Origin of the sequence: Acetobacterium wieringae, from assembly GCF_026646375.1 — a bacterium.
In the GTDB taxonomy this organism is placed as follows: domain Bacteria; phylum Bacillota; class Clostridia; order Eubacteriales; family Eubacteriaceae; genus Acetobacterium; species Acetobacterium wieringae_A.
Genome location: NZ_JAIPPU010000003.1, coordinates 109089 through 124561, shown reverse-complemented (window position 1 = coordinate 124561; position 15473 = coordinate 109089). Strand labels below are relative to the sequence as shown.

General features: G+C 40.5%; 11 protein-coding genes and 1 pseudogene. 11 read left to right on the top strand and 1 reads right to left on the bottom strand.

Going from position 1 to position 15473, the window contains the following annotated elements; genetic code table 11:
- The first annotated feature begins 25 nt into the window (after positions 1 to 25).
- From rlmD to Q7P33_RS04015, 6 genes are all read left to right on the top strand, one after another.
- On the top strand, positions 26 to 1387 hold the full coding sequence (gene rlmD, locus Q7P33_RS04040; protein ID WP_303867560.1) for a 23S rRNA (uracil(1939)-C(5))-methyltransferase RlmD: 1362 nt from the start codon (positions 26 to 28) through the stop codon (positions 1385 to 1387).
- 613 nt (positions 1388 to 2000) lie between these two features.
- Entirely contained in the window at positions 2001 to 2909 is a 909-nt protein-coding gene (locus Q7P33_RS04035) for a homing endonuclease associated repeat-containing protein (RefSeq protein ID WP_303867558.1), read from the top strand.
- A gap of 495 nt (positions 2910 to 3404) precedes the next feature.
- Entirely contained in the window at positions 3405 to 4172 is a 768-nt protein-coding gene (locus tag Q7P33_RS04030) for a type IV toxin-antitoxin system AbiEi family antitoxin (RefSeq protein WP_303867556.1), read from the top strand.
- Positions 4165 to 5109 (top strand): nucleotidyl transferase AbiEii/AbiGii toxin family protein, encoded by a 945-nt coding sequence (locus tag Q7P33_RS04025; protein WP_303867554.1) that lies wholly within the window; start codon positions 4165 to 4167, stop codon positions 5107 to 5109. Before Q7P33_RS04030 ends, Q7P33_RS04025 begins: the two co-directional genes overlap by 8 nt.
- 56 nt (positions 5110 to 5165) lie before the next feature.
- Positions 5166 to 6737, top strand: coding sequence for a hypothetical protein (locus Q7P33_RS04020; protein ID WP_303867553.1), 1572 nt, complete (start codon positions 5166 to 5168; stop codon positions 6735 to 6737).
- 20 nt (positions 6738 to 6757) lie between these two features.
- The gene (locus tag Q7P33_RS04015) at positions 6758 to 7651 is read left to right on the top strand and encodes a phospholipase D-like domain-containing protein (RefSeq protein WP_303867551.1); all 894 of its coding nucleotides are present in this window, start codon (positions 6758 to 6760) and stop codon (positions 7649 to 7651) included.
- 436 nt (positions 7652 to 8087) lie between these two features.
- Here Q7P33_RS04015 and Q7P33_RS04010 read toward each other — a convergent pair.
- A pseudogene (locus Q7P33_RS04010) lies at positions 8088 to 8220 on the bottom strand (IS30 family transposase); the annotation flags it as partial.
- Between the two features lie 255 nt (positions 8221 to 8475).
- Here Q7P33_RS04010 and Q7P33_RS04005 point away from each other — a divergent pair.
- From Q7P33_RS04005 to Q7P33_RS03985, 5 genes are all read left to right on the top strand, one after another.
- Positions 8476 to 9576, top strand: coding sequence for an FIST signal transduction protein (locus Q7P33_RS04005; protein WP_303867549.1), 1101 nt, complete (start codon positions 8476 to 8478; stop codon positions 9574 to 9576).
- Between the two features lie 11 nt (positions 9577 to 9587).
- Positions 9588 to 10544 (top strand): methyl-accepting chemotaxis protein, encoded by a 957-nt coding sequence (locus Q7P33_RS04000; RefSeq protein WP_303867547.1) that lies wholly within the window; start codon positions 9588 to 9590, stop codon positions 10542 to 10544.
- Between the two features lie 448 nt (positions 10545 to 10992).
- Positions 10993 to 13122, top strand: a complete 2130-nt coding sequence (locus tag Q7P33_RS03995; RefSeq protein ID WP_303867546.1) for a chemotaxis protein CheA — start codon at positions 10993 to 10995, stop codon at positions 13120 to 13122.
- Positions 13123 to 13207: 85 nt separating this feature from the next.
- A complete protein-coding gene (locus tag Q7P33_RS03990; RefSeq protein WP_303867544.1) occupies positions 13208 to 13729 on the top strand; it encodes a chemotaxis protein CheW in 522 nt (173 codons plus the stop codon).
- On the top strand, positions 13713 to 15437 hold the full coding sequence (locus Q7P33_RS03985; RefSeq protein WP_303867543.1) for a methyl-accepting chemotaxis protein: 1725 nt from the start codon (positions 13713 to 13715) through the stop codon (positions 15435 to 15437). Before Q7P33_RS03990 ends, Q7P33_RS03985 begins: the two co-directional genes overlap by 17 nt.
- Positions 15438 to 15473 lie beyond the last annotated feature (36 nt).

The window sequence follows — 15473 nt, the reverse complement described above, 5'->3', positions numbered from 1 at the left end:
AAATAAGAAAATTAAGGAAGTAAGAATGAACGAAACAAGCAACCCGTTACAAGTTGGCCAACAGTATTCCATGGAATTGATCGATATTACCCATAGCGGGGAAGGGGTGGGTCGGCTTGACAACATGATTGTCTTTGTGGACGGCGGCCTTCCCGGGGATGTGGTGGAGGTGGAAATTAAGAATGTCAAAAAAACCTACGCACAGGGAAAACTACTGTCAATCAGTCAGGCATCACCCGTTCGGGTAACCCCGGATTGTTCCTATTTTGACCAATGTGGCGGTTGTCAGATCCGCCATATGAGTTATCCCGGCCAACTTCAGGCTAAGGCCAAAATGGTGGGGGATGCACTCCAACGAATTGGGGGCTTTAAAGAAATCGAAGTGGCACCGATTATTGGCATGGACGATCCGTTACGTTACCGCAATAAGGCGCAGTTTAAACTGGATCGCAAGGGAATGGGCTTTTATGCCAAAAAATCCCACCAGCTGGTTCATATTGACGACTGTCTGAACCAGCCAGAATCAACGGCGGCGGCCATCAAAACCATCAATGCGCTGGTTCAGGAATTGAATTTAAGCATCTATGATGAACGCACCCATAAGGGTTATCTCCGGGGTGTATTGCAGCGTACCAACCTCCAGGGCGAAAATATGATCACCCTGATCATTAATGGTAAAGAGTTAAGTCAACGGCAGGCCATTATTGAGGGCATTCTGGCTGGAATTCCCAATGTTAAAAGTATTTATGTCAATATCAACCGTGAAAAAGGTAATGTCGTACTGGGCAAAAAAAGCCTCTGTGTTTATGGCGCAGCTCGGCTGGTGGAGCAGATCGGGGAACTTCGTTTTTCGATTTCACCAAACTCCTTTTTTCAGGTCAATTCAAAACAGACGAAGAAGCTCTATGATACGATCAGAGCCTTTGCCGAGTTGAAGGGGACTGAAACCGTCTTTGATCTCTATTGCGGTACCGGCACCATTGGCCTGTATCTGGCGTCTCAAACAAAGCAGATCGTTGGGATTGAAAGTGTTGGCGATGCAGTTCTTGATGCCCGGGAAAACGCCGGTCTCAATCAGATTGAAAATGCCCGTTTCTATTTGGGCCGGGCCGAAGATGAAATGCTCAAGATTACCAAAGAAGAAGGGATCAATCCCGATCTGATCATTCTTGATCCACCCCGTAAAGGCTGCGAAGAATCATTGCTGCAAGCCATCAGTAAGTTGGATACGCCCAAGCTTATTTATGTCTCCTGCAACCCTTCAACCCTGGCCCGTGATCTTAAGTTTATGACCGAAGCCGGTTATAGCATAAAAACTGTTCAACCGGTGGATTTGTTCCCGGGAACCGGTCACGTTGAGACGGTCGTATTGATGTCACGGGTATAAAAATAAACCGCTGAAAAGTGCTGAAATAAAGGGATTCTGCAGTTCCAACTTCGCTGGAATTGCAGAATCCTTTGTAGAATAACCACTTTGAAGGGACTCATCTACCGATTAAATTCGGATAGTTGAGTAGACAGAATTACTTTCGGGTAGGTTGAGTTGACAGAATTGTTGCAAAATAGGCTAAGCATCATGCTGAAAATAAGTGTCATTGATGATTAGTCACCGATGATTACAGGCCCAGTGACCATTGAATGCTATAAGTGTTGGCAATGTCTTTTGATGGATTGAGTGATATCAGCACCCAATTCTCGTTTTTGCTGACGGAATAGCATTCATAAAATATAGTTCAAAAAATATAGTTCAAAAAATGGAATAGCCTAATCAATAATTGATTACATTGATAAGACAAATAGGATGACATGCGAAAACCATTCAAAATACTGTATTTTTGAGTAACATCTAAATTGACTATTCGACCTATAGTGTGTTTTTGCGTTCATGGAAACATATCGACAACATCTAAATCGGCAAATCAACTAGGTATAGTGGATGAGGCGGATGTCGGGTAGGTTGAGAAGCCAATATAGATAGCGGCATGAAAGTGGGTGAATTTATGAAGTTTGAGTTAAATCAGTATCACAAAAATATAAGAAAAGAAGATCTCTTAGAGGATTTGTGTATGGTAGCTGAAAAGTTGAATAAAAGCTATCTTTCCCGAAGTGAATATGAGAAGAATGGCAAATTTTCGGCAACACCGTATATTAGTACCTTTGGTTCATGGCTGGCTGCTTGCGAAAAAGCGGGACTTCAAACGATTAGAAGTAGAGAAGATTTCTTACGCATATCAGATGAAGATTTATTGAAAGATATGCTATTGGTATCAAGACGATTAAATACTGAATCTATTTCTACAAATGATTATAGTAAATATGGAAAATATAAAGTACAAACAATTCTTTCTAGATTTTCAACTTGGTCTGAAGCACTGACAAAAGCTGATCTTGAGCAAACCAGCTTCAAGATGATAAGCGATAAAGATTTGTTCGATGAAATTGAAAGAATGTGGATTCAAAAAGGCAAACAACCGACCACAACAGACGTAAAGAATGGCTTATCTGAATATTCCTTAAATACTTATAGTCGTAGATTTGGTGGGTGGAGAGCTGCATTGTTAGCTTTTGTTGAGAATATAAATAATGATGAGGATTATAAGAATACCGTACAACAAGAGGTAACCCAAGTCGATAATAGTAATAAAGAACAGAAGCTATTTGAAAATATTAAAGAAGAAATTACATCGCGTCATAAAACAAGTCGAGACATCAATCTTCGTTTGAGATTCAGAGTAATGCAACGTGATAGTTTCAAATGTTGTGCCTGCGGTGCTTCACCAGCGAAAGATCAATCTGTAGTTTTACATGTAGATCATATAGTTCCATGGTCAAAGGGTGGAGAAACTGTAATGGATAATTTGCAAACATTATGTTCAAAATGCAATCTTGGGAAAAGCGATATAATATAAGTCGATATGTTCCCCAAAATGAGCAAAATGAGAAATTCACAGTGACATATTGCGGGAGCGTTTCCTTTTTCTCAGTCCAGTGTCAAGTTCCTTGATTTTTGTTTTAATGACAGAGGGGCGTTTAGGATTCGAAAAAACGAGTTATTGTGGAGCTTTTTTGAAAAATTACTCTATCGCCAAGGAACTAATGGGTCTTATCGACATCATCGAGGCAAGGAGGAGACCGCTATAATAATGTGATTAGGTAGATCCTTTATAGCCAGGGAAACAAAGATTTTGGCCATTGAATGCGATGTGTATAGATTGCATTCAATGGCTTTACTTACGTGGATAGAGGTCAATAAGATTCATGTAATTTTAGTTTTGTCACGATTTTCTTTACTTACGAAGAATAACATGCTAAAATTAAAACAAACTATCATTTTAATATTGGAATTTTATTATGCAAATATAAAGAATAACGTTCCGATATTAAAATAAAATGAGGTAAAAAAAGTGGAAATCTATAATCAACTGGCAAAATATCCGGTCTTTACAATAACTGAGGTAGAACTGTTAACTGGGAATTCAAATACCGCATACTCCCTACTGGATCGCTTGATAAAAAAGGGTTTGATGAAAAAAGTTCGGAAGAACATCTATTCTGCTGTAAATCCGGTAACTGGACAAATTGTAGCCACGCGGTATCAAATAGCCTGTGCGATAACGGATACTGCTTATATTTCTCACCACAGTGCTTTTGAGTACTATGGACTTGCAAATCAAGTGTTTTATGAGCTCTATGTTTCTTCAGAATCAAAATTTAATGCTTTTGAGTACGATCATGTGACATATAAATATGTTGCCTCAAGAATACAGGAAGGAATTGTAGAAGCGAAGAATACGACAGGCGTTCGGGTTAGTGACTTGGAAAGAACCGTGATCGATAGCATTCGCGACTTTAATAAAATTGGCGGTTTTGAGGAGCTTCAGAATTGCCTTGAAGGAATCCATTTTCTAGAAGAAGAAAAGCTTCTTAGGTACTTAGCAATTTATAATACTCAAGGTCTTTATCAAAGAGTAGGTTATCTGCTGCAGCATTATCAAAAAGAAATGCAATTATCAAATGATTTTATAGAATGTTGTAAAGAGAAAATCGGGAAAAGCAGGCGGTACCTGCTAAATGAGACCAATCAGCAGAACATTTATAATCGCGAGTGGAAATTGATGATACCGGAAGGATTATTTGAAATAACAGAACAAGGTGGTGATCTTCTTGTCTAGGTATGACATTATTTATCTTGGTAAAAAAGCAGAAGAACTAGGGTTTGTGAGAGATACTCTTGAGAAGGTGACGAGGCTTGCAGATGTTTTGGAATATCTGAATACAAATCCGATTCTCAAAGAAAGTCTTGCGCCAAAAGGTGGTACTGCAATTAATCTGACTATTTTTAATTTACCCCGGCTGTCTGTAGATATCGCTATGGATTATTTGAACAATAATAGCCGAGAAGAAATGCTTGAGCACCGTGAGTTAATTAACAGCATGATTGATCTATACATGCTGTCCCAAGGTTATACAAAAAATGAGAAAACGAAAAATCCCCATAGTTTGGACTCTTGGGTGTATGACTATATTGGTGCAAGCGGTAATAAAGATAATATAAAGATTGAAATCAACTATTCTCTGCGTGCTCATTTATTAACAGCAGAAGAAAGGCCAATCATCACGGAGCATCTTTTAAGTGAATATAGAGTTAAAACCCTTTCTCCGATTGAAATTTATGGAAGCAAAATCAATGCATTGCTAAGTAGGGCTGCAGCAAGAGACTTATATGATGCAAAGAATATGATTCATTTTAAACTTTTTGACGAATCGGAAGAAGCACTTCTAAGAAAGACAGTAGTCTTTTATGCAGCAATATCTGCAAAAGTGATTAACAAGACCTTTGATACCAGTGCAATTGACTCCATCACAAAACAAAAAATAAAGACTGATCTCTTGCCGGTGATAAAAAGAAAAGAGGATTTTGAATTGGAAACGGCAAAGAAAATGGTAAAAGCTTATATTGCTGATTTAATGGTTCTAACAAATGATGAGAAAGAGTTTTTGAATAGATTTGAAAACGGTGATTATATTCCTGAACTGTTGTTTGAAGACGTAACAATTTTGGATCGAATCAAAAATCATCCAATGGCTTTGTGGAAGATGAGACGATAATTCTGAATGAATGTTGGTTGATATATAGAAGAAAGGTCTGTAAACGGTGAATTCCTATGGAAAATAAGGATAAAGTTATATGCGAGTTACAAGAAAAAATACTTCTTCTTGAGTCAAAAGTTGAATATCTTCAGGGGATTTTGCTGAATGCGAATATCCCTTATGAAGTGAGTCTGAATAATGAAACAAAGAGTAGAACTGCTGATAGTGATAATAATCAGGGGGCTCGCATTATAAAGGAAGAAATAACAAGGAGCCATTTCAGATTCTTCTATTCCATGTTCAAAGGAAGAACGGACGTGTATAGCAAGCGTGGGGGTAAACCGAACCTAAAAACAGGAAAAACCGGCTATTATACGCAATGCTGGAATTTTTGGAAAGATGGGCTGTGTCCTAAAAAGAATGCGAAGAAGATAAAATGTGGTGAGTGCAGAAATCAAAATTACAAACAACTTAGAGGCGAAGTGATTATGCAGCATCTGATTGGAGAAAAAGAAGATGGATCTGATGTCATAGGATTGTATCCTATGTTGCAGGATGAAACCTGTAATTTTCTTGTTTTTGATTTTGACAATCATGATGAAAAGAGCAAGGTCGACGATTTTGCCAATACAGATGATGAATGGATTGATGAAGTGAATGCAATGCGGTCTATTTGTCAGTTCAATAATGTAAACGTCTTAGTTGAGCGGTCGAGATCTGGCAAAGGCGCACATATATGGCTGCTTTTTGAAGAGCCTATTCTGGCAGCTACTGCTAGAAAATTCGGAACTGCCTTACTTACAAAAGGCGCAGAGTCTGTAAATCAAAAGAGTTTTAAATCCTATGACCGAATGCTTCCAGCACAAGATCATATGCCAGAGGGTGGACTTGGAAATCTTGTTGCTTTGCCTTTACAAGGACAGGCATTAAAAAATGGAAATAGTGCTTTTATCGATGAAAACTGGAATGCATATCCTGATCAGTGGCAAGTACTTAAATCAACCAGTAAAATATCAAAAGCATTCATTGAAGGAAAAATAAATGAATGGTCTGCCGATGGTTTGCTGGGAATGCTCGCTGAAGATATGAGCGGAACGACAGAAAAAAGTGACAATAGCATCTCCAAGCCATGGGAAAAGAAAAATAAAAATTTTGTACTTGCGGATGCAGAAGGTATATTGGATATTACAATGGCCAATCAGATATATATTGATACGAGGAATGTAAAACCAAGGTTACAAAATCAAATCAGAAGATTGGCTGCTTTTAGTAATCCAGAGTATTACAAAAATCAAGCCATGAGATTTGGGACAAGAGGAACGGCTAGAATTATATCTTGTAGCCGGGATATTGATCAATATCTGTGTATACCCCGTGGCTGCGAAAAAAAGCTGGTAGAAAAACTTGAAGAGGCAGGTATAGCTTACAAAAAGACAGAGCGCAGGCAAAATGGCAGAAAAATAGCGGTTACTTTTATTGGTGAACTACGCCAAGAACAAAGGGAGGCTTCTGAAGAAATCCTTAATCATGATATAGGAATTTTGGGAGCTGCAACTGCCTTTGGAAAAACAGTTGTCGGTGCATTTTTGATTGCAGCCCGCACTATAAACTGGCAAGAGAAAGTGAAATCAGAAATAATCAGATAGTTGCTGATGTTTCAATATGCTTGGAAAATGGAAGAACACCACTGGTATTGACAAAATTTAAAGAACATGCCGCTATTTTATTCGACATGTTAATAGACAGTGCTGATCATATTTACCTTTTACAAGGCGGTAAAAGAGCTAAAGAAAGAGACCTGATCAGACAACAAATGAAAGAAGTTCCTGAAAATGAAACGATTATCCTTGTTGCCATTGGACAGTATATTGGTGAAGGTTTTAATTATCCAAGATTGGATACGATGATGCTGACTACGCCAATCGCCTGGGAAGGCAATGTAGAACAATATGCCGGTAGGCTTCATAGGGACTTTGAAGGGAAACTGGAAGTTATTATTTATGACTATGTGGATTCGCATATTCGTGTACTGGAAAAAATGTATCACAAGCGACTTAGAGCTTATAAGAAGATTGGTTATGAAATATGTATGGCGCTGATAGATAAAAAGCAAAATGATAATGCAATCTATGATAAGAAATCGTATCAGGAAATATATTTAAAGGACTTAACAGAATCAAACAAAAATGTGATCATTTCCAGTCCCGGAATCAACGAGAGAAAAGTAAAGCAATTGGTTACTTTGATGCAGAAAAGACAGGAAGCAGGCATATCGGTTATGGTTTTAACTTTATCTCCAGAAAGTTATCCAGAAAAAAGAATTGATAAGACAAGAGAATTGATCGGGCAACTCGTCGGAGTCGGTATCAAAGTTATAGAACGGGCAGTGATGCACGAGCATTACGCCGTCATCGATGAAGAAATTGTGTGGTACGGCAGCATGAATTTGCTGTCAGGAGAAAAAGAAGATGATAATTTGATGCGAGTGCTAAGCAAGGACATTGCACTAGAGTTAATGGAAATTTCATTTCAAAAAGAAGAAAAAGGTGAAATGCTATAAAAAATCGTTGATCGATATCTTGAAAGATAATAAAATGATTAATGTGTCCGACGCGCAATCCGACGATGCGAATGAACGTTTTGAATCAACAATTTCATTTCTGAACTTCTTATTGCAAGTCAATGCTGTCATGAGAAAAATCGGAGACGAAGATGCAAGTTTTGACGATATACACTTGATCTTTCGTGAAAACACTTAGTAATTGGTCGATTTATTTCTAAGAACGGAGACATCAATAATGAAAACTCGACCCACGTTGAGACGGTAGTATTGATGTCAAGAGAAAAATAAACGATGTGTGGAAAGCCCGGTATTACTGGGCTTTTTCTGAGGTATAATTTTATTATGTCCTAAATTGTAATAACAAATTGAACTAACCCTGTTAAAGATTAAATTCTAGAACTCGAATGATAACATCAAGAGATTTATCAAATAATTACTCAGGTGTTTTAATAACCTAGAATTTTTCTTGGAAGTTGGTTGCACCAGTCTTCGATAAAGGCGATATCTTGAATAGAAAAGTTTGATATTGCCGCACCTTTAGGGATGAATCGCCTGATTAAAGTATGATCATCAACAACCTCGTTCTTTCATTTCACCGGCATGTTGTTGGGATGTGAAGGTGGCTAACAGCAATTGAAAAGTAGATAAGATGCTGGTTAAAGATAAACTCAAATAATTCGAGACGGTACAGATCTCGACTATTTGGGTTTTGTTTTTTTGAAAAACTTTACAAAAGTTAGCTTGAATTAATATTTTTCGTGGTGTAGTATTGTCACTATGACTTAGAAATGGACATTTTAGTTCTGTGAAAGGGAGTAACGATGAATTATAAGATAGGAAAAAGCTCTAAAGCCAATCCCGATGCCGCCGTCACCGAGGCGACCAGTCAGCTGAAGAACCCCCAGCTGATTCTGTTTTTTTCAGGAGTGGACGATTTTACCGCATATACCAGAGAAATAAAGGCTCGATACCCGGAAGCTGTTTCGATGGGTGCTACCACCTTTGCGGCCTTTTGTAAAGATGGGGCGTACAAAGACAGCCTGTTAGTGATTGGCTTTGAAGATGGGATCATCTGTGAAGCGGGTCTTTTAAAAGATGCAGATAAATATCCGCTAAAATATGTGGATCAAGTTGAAAAAGCTGCGGCACGGTTCACAAAATCACAAAATACCATCTGCCTGGAGTTTTCCAGCGCCTTAATCAGCTGTGAGGAATTAGTTTTATCAACCCTTAATGCGGTGTTGTCAAAAAAGAAGATACCAGTTTTTGGCGGCTCTTCAGGTGATCGGGGACGGGCTGAAAAAACCATCATCGCATTAAACGGCGAGGTGTATCAAGACGCCTGCGCCTTTGTGATGATTGAAAATCTGGGTGGAAAGATCCGATTATACCGGGAGAATATCTATAAACCGACCCGTCATTATTTTAAATCCACCAAGGTAGATGTGCGCAAACGGATTGTTTATGAATATGATCACAAACCAGCCGCTTCAGTAATGGCCGCTGCCTTAGGTGTCAAGGTCAGTGAATTGCCCAAATATCTGGACAGCTATCCGTTGGGTCGGATTATTGGCAATGAAATGTTTATTGTCGCCAACAATCAGGTTGTCAACGGCAGTGGCATGGAGTATCATGCCCGGATCTATAATAATTCCCAGATGGTTTTGCTGGAGCCTGATGATTATCAAACCGTGCTTTTACAAACGCTTGACAAGGTACGGCAGGAATGCGGCTGCCCCAGTTTAACGCTGATGGTCAATTGTCTGGCCCGTTCGATTCTTTTTGAATCCAATGGCGAGTTAAATCAGTTTGCCGCCACTGTAGGAAACGCCTTGGGAAATTATGTCGGTTTTGCGGGATATGGCGAACAGCTGAATCAGCAGCATTTTAACCAGACCATGGTGCTGGCTGTATTTGAGTAGAGGTGAGAGAGATGAACGTGCTAGATAAGAATTGTATGGACGGCAGAGTGATAAATGAAACTGGCTTTATGATACAAAAACGTGATAAAACTATGGAAAAGAGCATTCAGTTTGGCGTCAAGCATATTGAAGAAAAAATCGAATTGCTGATGCAGGAAGAGGTGGAAGTATCAAACTATTTGGATGATGTGGCTAATACCTATTCGCAAATCACCAATATCAGTGAAATGACAACCAATATTAATGACGATTTTAAAAGCTTCAGCTCCTATGCCAATCAGATTAATACGGTTATCGATAACTCGGATATGATGATTAGTCAGACCGGTACAAATGTAACCGAATTGGCGAACAATATTTTGCACACCTATGATCAACTTGATAACATTGCCGAGTTTTTTCAACAGCTGGAAAAGGACTTTTCCAACATTAAAAATATGTCCAACGGTATTAATGGTATTGCTATGCAGTCCAACCTGTTGGCGTTTAATGCCTCCATAGAAGCTGAGCGGGCTGGTGAGGCAGGCCGGGCATTTGCCGTAGTTGCCCAACAAATGCGGGTTTTATCGACATCGACCAAAGAACTGGTTGATGGTATTGATGACAGTGTCAAAGCGTTGTATAAGAGTATCAAAGATGTCAATATCGAAATCCAAGCGTCAAAGTCTGCAAGTATGGAAAACCTGCACAAAGTTAATGCGGTAAAAAGTAATATTACCCAAGTTAGTGAGTGTACTGATGAGGTTAAGAATTTCAGCAAACAGATCATTAACGGCATTGATTCGACTAGCGAGCGCATCAATGGTGCGGCAGAAGGGTTTGGGGCGATTTCAGAGGTCGTTGATTCGTTTGGTGAAAAAATCGACACACTTAATCTAAAAATGAGCAAAAAATCCAGCATTATCTGCAGTGTCATTGATTTTTTGCAACAAATGGAGAATATGCTGGCAGAGCTGGTCACAGATTAACCTGTTTCTGCAGTAGCTGATAAAATAAATGTTACATAACTAATGCGATGTTTGGGTTGTTATGACACAATCAAGGGATTGCCTTAAAATAAAGAAACGATTGTATTAATGACGTTGAACGACCGGATTGTTTGGATCTGGTTGGACAATGTCTTTTTTTGTTACGAAACCGTGTAAGGTATACTCAATGATGAACAAGCCTTTTGATTTAAGTAAAAATAGATAAAAAGACGGAATTGTTTAAAATATTAAATGCAAATCATTTTTTTGTTTAAATTCACTAAATCGGTGTATAAATGACAGGGAATAGGCCTTAGTTGGGTAATCTGTAATGATGTTGCAACAGATTATAAAAAAGTGGATGCTTTAGCCGATCAGGTCGAAAGAATTTAGTGTGTGGTAGACAAAAGATAGGTAAAGAAAAATCGAAGTACGTGAGGTGACAAATGTGACAAGAAATTTCGAAAACGAACCAATGGTGGAAGTCTACATTTTTGAAACGATCCAAAATCTTGAGCAGCTGGAGCAGGTGATCATTTGTAGTGAAAAAAACGGTGGTTTCACCCCGGATGATGTTAGCGAAATCTTTCGATTCATGCATACCATCAAGGGATCATCGGCAATGATGCTGTTTGATAACATCGAAAAGGTGGCCCATGCGATGGAGGATATTTTTTTCTATATCCGTGAGCAAAAACCCTCAGATCTGGATTTTTCAGCAGTTTCTGATCTGGTATTGTCATGTGTGGATTTTATTAAAGCAGAGATCGAAAAAATAACCAATAGTTATGACGCCGACGGTGACCCCGCTTTTCTAATTGAATCCTTAAAAGTATTTCTAGGCGATTTGCGGCAAAGTTTTGGCGAAGAAGATAGCCAAAACCGGAGCCAGCAAAAAAAACAGCAGTATTACATCCCTCAAGAAAAAAAAACGGAGCCCCCTGCTACTGCGTCTCCGAATGAGTACGCCGAAGGGAGCGTTGCGGGTTCCTGTTACCAGGTGATTATTCAATATGAAGACGACTGCACGATGGAAAACATCCGGGCATACACGCTGGTCTTCGGGTTGGCGGAGCTGGCCGAGGAGGTTTATTTTTTGCCGGCCGACATTGCCGAGAATCCCGACACAGCGGCTTATATTCGGGAGAATGGTTTCGAAATCTATTTTACAACCAAACTGGGCTATGAAGAAATCAAATCTCATTTTGAAAATATTATCTATGTGGAGCAACTTCTACTTCGGGAAATTGAGGATGAACAGCTGGATCTATTCAGGCAACCGCAAGCTTTGACAGCACCGCCGGAAAACTTTGTCCTACCGGATCAGGAACTCGCTATACCGGCATCACCCACCAGCATTCAAACTGCTTCTGAGGAAACTCCCAGAAGCAGCGGAGGTGTCACCCAAAAGATGATCAGTGTCAATGTGGACAAACTGGATAATATGATGAATCTGGTGGGGGAACTGATGATCACCGAATCGATGGTTACCCAATGTCCGGAAGTGGAAATTATTCAATCAGAGAACTTTCATAAAGCGGCCATTGAGCTTCATAAAATAACGATGGAGCTTCAGGACATGGTTATGTCGATTCGGATGGTGCCGCTATCGACCACCTTTGTCAAAATGAACCGGATTGTCCGGGACATGTGTAAAAAACTCAACCGGGAAGTGGTACTCGATCTCTATGGCGAAGAAACCGAAGTCGATAAAAATATCATCGAACATATTTCCGACCCGCTGATGCATATCATTCGCAATGCCATTGATCATGGCATTGAAAACGAGCAGGAACGGTTGGCCAAGGGTAAAGAAAAAGCCGGGCGGATCATTCTTGAAGCCAAAAACGTCGGTAGTGATGTGCTGATTGTTATAAAGGATGATGGCCGGGGTCTTGACAAGGAACGCATTCTTAAAAAAGCCCGGGAAAACGATCTCCTGACCAAGCCCGAAGCGGAAATGAGCGACCGGGAAATTTTCAAACTGATTTTGCTGCCAGGGTTTTCCACTAAGGAAAGCATTACCGAATTTTCCGGACGGGGCGTGGGTATGGATGTAGTCAGCAAAAATCTCGAAGAGATCGGAGGCACGGTGCTGGTGGACAGTGAAATAGATCAGGGCACCACCATCACCCTGAAAATTCCCCTGACTCTGGCGATTGTCGAGGGGATGAATGTCCGGGTCGGTAAGTCCCGTTATACAATCCCAATAACGACGATTTCTGAATCCTTCCGGCCCAATCAAAAGGACTGCATGATGGATCCGGACAACAACGAAATGGTAATGGTACGGGGGCAATGCTTCCCGATCCTTCGACTCCACAAGCATTATCAGATAAAAAATGCTGAAACTGATTTGACCAAGGGGATTTTGATTATGGTGGAACAGGACGAAAAGGTGATTTGCGTATTTGCCGATGAACTTTTGGGGCAACAACAGGTGGTGGTTAAAGCGCTCCCCAATTATGTCAATACCATGAAAAAAGTTATGGGACTGGCAGGTTGTACCCTTTTGCCTGACGGCAGTATTAGTTTGATCATGGATATCAGCGGTCTGACGGGTTTGCGGATTCAATAGCCATGATGGCTCAAATTAACTATAAATTACAGAACCTGTGGCAGTTTCACAATTACCGAATATATGTGTTGATAGGAGTGATACGATGATAAAAGAAGTAACCGAAGAATTTGATCTGGACGATGATCAACAGGGGATGTATTTAACCTTTGAGCTGGCGAATGAGTACTACGGGATATGGATTGGTTATGTGACCGAGATTATTGGCATCCTACCGTTTACTGAAGTACCGGAACTACCGGCCTATGTTCGGGGGATTTTTAACCTTCGGGGTCGGATCATTCCATTGATGGATATGCGCCTGCGGTTTCAGAAAGAATTTGTCGCCTATGATGAACGATCCTGTGTGATTGTGATTGATGTCGGAAAAAATACCGTTGGTTTGATCGTGGACAGTGTTTCAGAAGTGATTTCATTTGAAGCGTCAGACATTATTGAACAACCATTGCTCAGTTCGGGCATTTCCAATCAGTTTATTAAGAGCATCGGCAAGGTGGGAAATGAGGTCAAACAACTGCTGGACTGTGACAAGTTATTATCTAGTCAGGAAGTGGAAATTCTAATCAATCAGAAGGATGAGAGGTACAACGATGAGATGGTTTTATAATCTAAAAATTGGTACAAAGTTGATTCTCGGTTTTATTGTAGTTGCATTGATAGCTGGCGGAATTGGGGTAATGGGTGTCATCAACATCCGAACAGTGGATCGCCAGGATACTTATCTTTACGAAAGAATGACTGCGCCATTAGGTGAACTTTTGTATATCACTGAAGCAATAAGTACAATCAGTAATAATGTTAAGGACATTATTCTATCTGGAAACAGTGATGAGATCGCCCGGCTGGAAGCCGGTATTCAGGAACAGAATACAGTGTTTGACACCAACTTAAAGAGCTTTCAGACAACGCTTGTGTCTGATGAAGGCGTTAAACTGATGGAGAGCCTCTTCTCTCAAAAAGAACAGATGGACAAAGCTGTAACTGAGATTATTGCCCTGGTTAAACAAGGAAAACAGACCGAAGCGATTGCACTGATGAAAAATGGCGATTACGCCAATGCTGTTACCCAGATGGATAGCGACTTTGCCCGTATAATAGAAATCAAACTTCAAGTAGCTGGCGAAACGGCCGAGGCGAATACCGTCATTGCCAGTTCCTCAACTGTTATGACTATTGTTTTAATTGTCATCGGGATGGTACTTTCGATCTTGCTGGGAATCTTTATTGCCGCTACCATTAAAAAGCCAGTGCATCAAATGGTGGATGCTTCCAAACGGATGGCCGATGGCGATCTGGATGTCGCCATTAATATCAATACCAAAGATGAAATGGGCGATCTTGCCAACGCCTTTAATCGGATGGCCACCAATATCAATGAGGTCATGTTTAATATTAACGAAGCCACGGAGCAGGTCGCCTCAGGCTCCCGGCAGGTTTCTGACTCCAGCATTTCGCTGTCTCAGGGTGCCACGGAGCAAGCTTCTTCGATTGAAGAACTGACGGCATCGATTGAACAGATCGCCGATCAGACTCGGCTCAACGCCGAAAACGCCGAGCAGGCTAATCAGCTGGCTGAAAATACCAAAGAAAATGCCAACCAGGGAAACAGCCGGATGCAACAAATGCTGGGCTCCATGGAAGACATCAGCGAATCATCCAATAATATTTCCAAGATTATCAAAGTAATTGATGAAATCGCCTTCCAGACCAATATTCTGGCTCTGAATGCGGCAGTTGAAGCGGCGAAAGCCGGACAAAATGGTAAAGGTTTTGCAGTCGTCGCTGTAGAAGTTAGAAATCTGGCGGCCCGATCCGCCAGCGCTGCCAAGGAAACCACAGCACTGATTGAAGGTTCCATCAAAAAGGTGGAAGGTGGTACTAAAATAGCCAATGAAACGGCTGCAGCCCTGGTCTCGATTGTGGATTCCATAGAACAGGTCTACGGGTTGATTAATAATATTTCAGTGGCCTCCAATGAACAGGCGATTGGTGTGGAACAAATCAATCAGGGCATTACCCAGATTGCCAATGTTGTTCAGGGTACCTCGGCGACTTCTCAGGAAACGGCTGCCGCCAGCGAAGAATTGGCCAGTCAGGCAGAACTTCTAAAACAACAGGTGGATCGATTTAAACTAAAACGGGGCGGCTTCATGGGTGCGGCCAGCTATGAAAATATCAGTCCGGAAATGATGCGGATGTTCGAAACCATGAAAAAACAAAACCGCCAGTCGGTTAAAAAGAGATCGGGTCAGAGTAACCATACACCGGTTCCTCAAACCATCATCCTTAGTGACGATGAGTATGGTAAATACTGACAGTCAGCCACTGGATTTGGCTATGACTTCAGAAAA

Bases quoted from the DNA above. Each gene is read 5' to 3' on its own strand.
- rlmD (WP_303867560.1), top strand. From the start codon at position 26: ATGAACGAAACAAGCAACCCGTTACAAGTTGGCCAACAGTATTCCATG.
- Q7P33_RS04005 (WP_303867549.1), top strand. From the start codon at position 8,476: ATGAATTATAAGATAGGAAAAAGCTCTAAAGCCAATCCCGATGCCGCC.
- Q7P33_RS04000 (WP_303867547.1), top strand. From the start codon at position 9,588: ATGAACGTGCTAGATAAGAATTGTATGGACGGCAGAGTGATAAATGAA.
- Q7P33_RS04020 (WP_303867553.1), top strand. From the start codon at position 5,166: ATGGAAAATAAGGATAAAGTTATATGCGAGTTACAAGAAAAAATACTT.
- Q7P33_RS04035 (WP_303867558.1), top strand. From the start codon at position 2,001: ATGAAGTTTGAGTTAAATCAGTATCACAAAAATATAAGAAAAGAAGAT.
- Q7P33_RS03990 (WP_303867544.1), top strand. From the start codon at position 13,208: ATGATAAAAGAAGTAACCGAAGAATTTGATCTGGACGATGATCAACAG.
- Q7P33_RS03985 (WP_303867543.1), top strand. From the start codon at position 13,713: ATGAGATGGTTTTATAATCTAAAAATTGGTACAAAGTTGATTCTCGGT.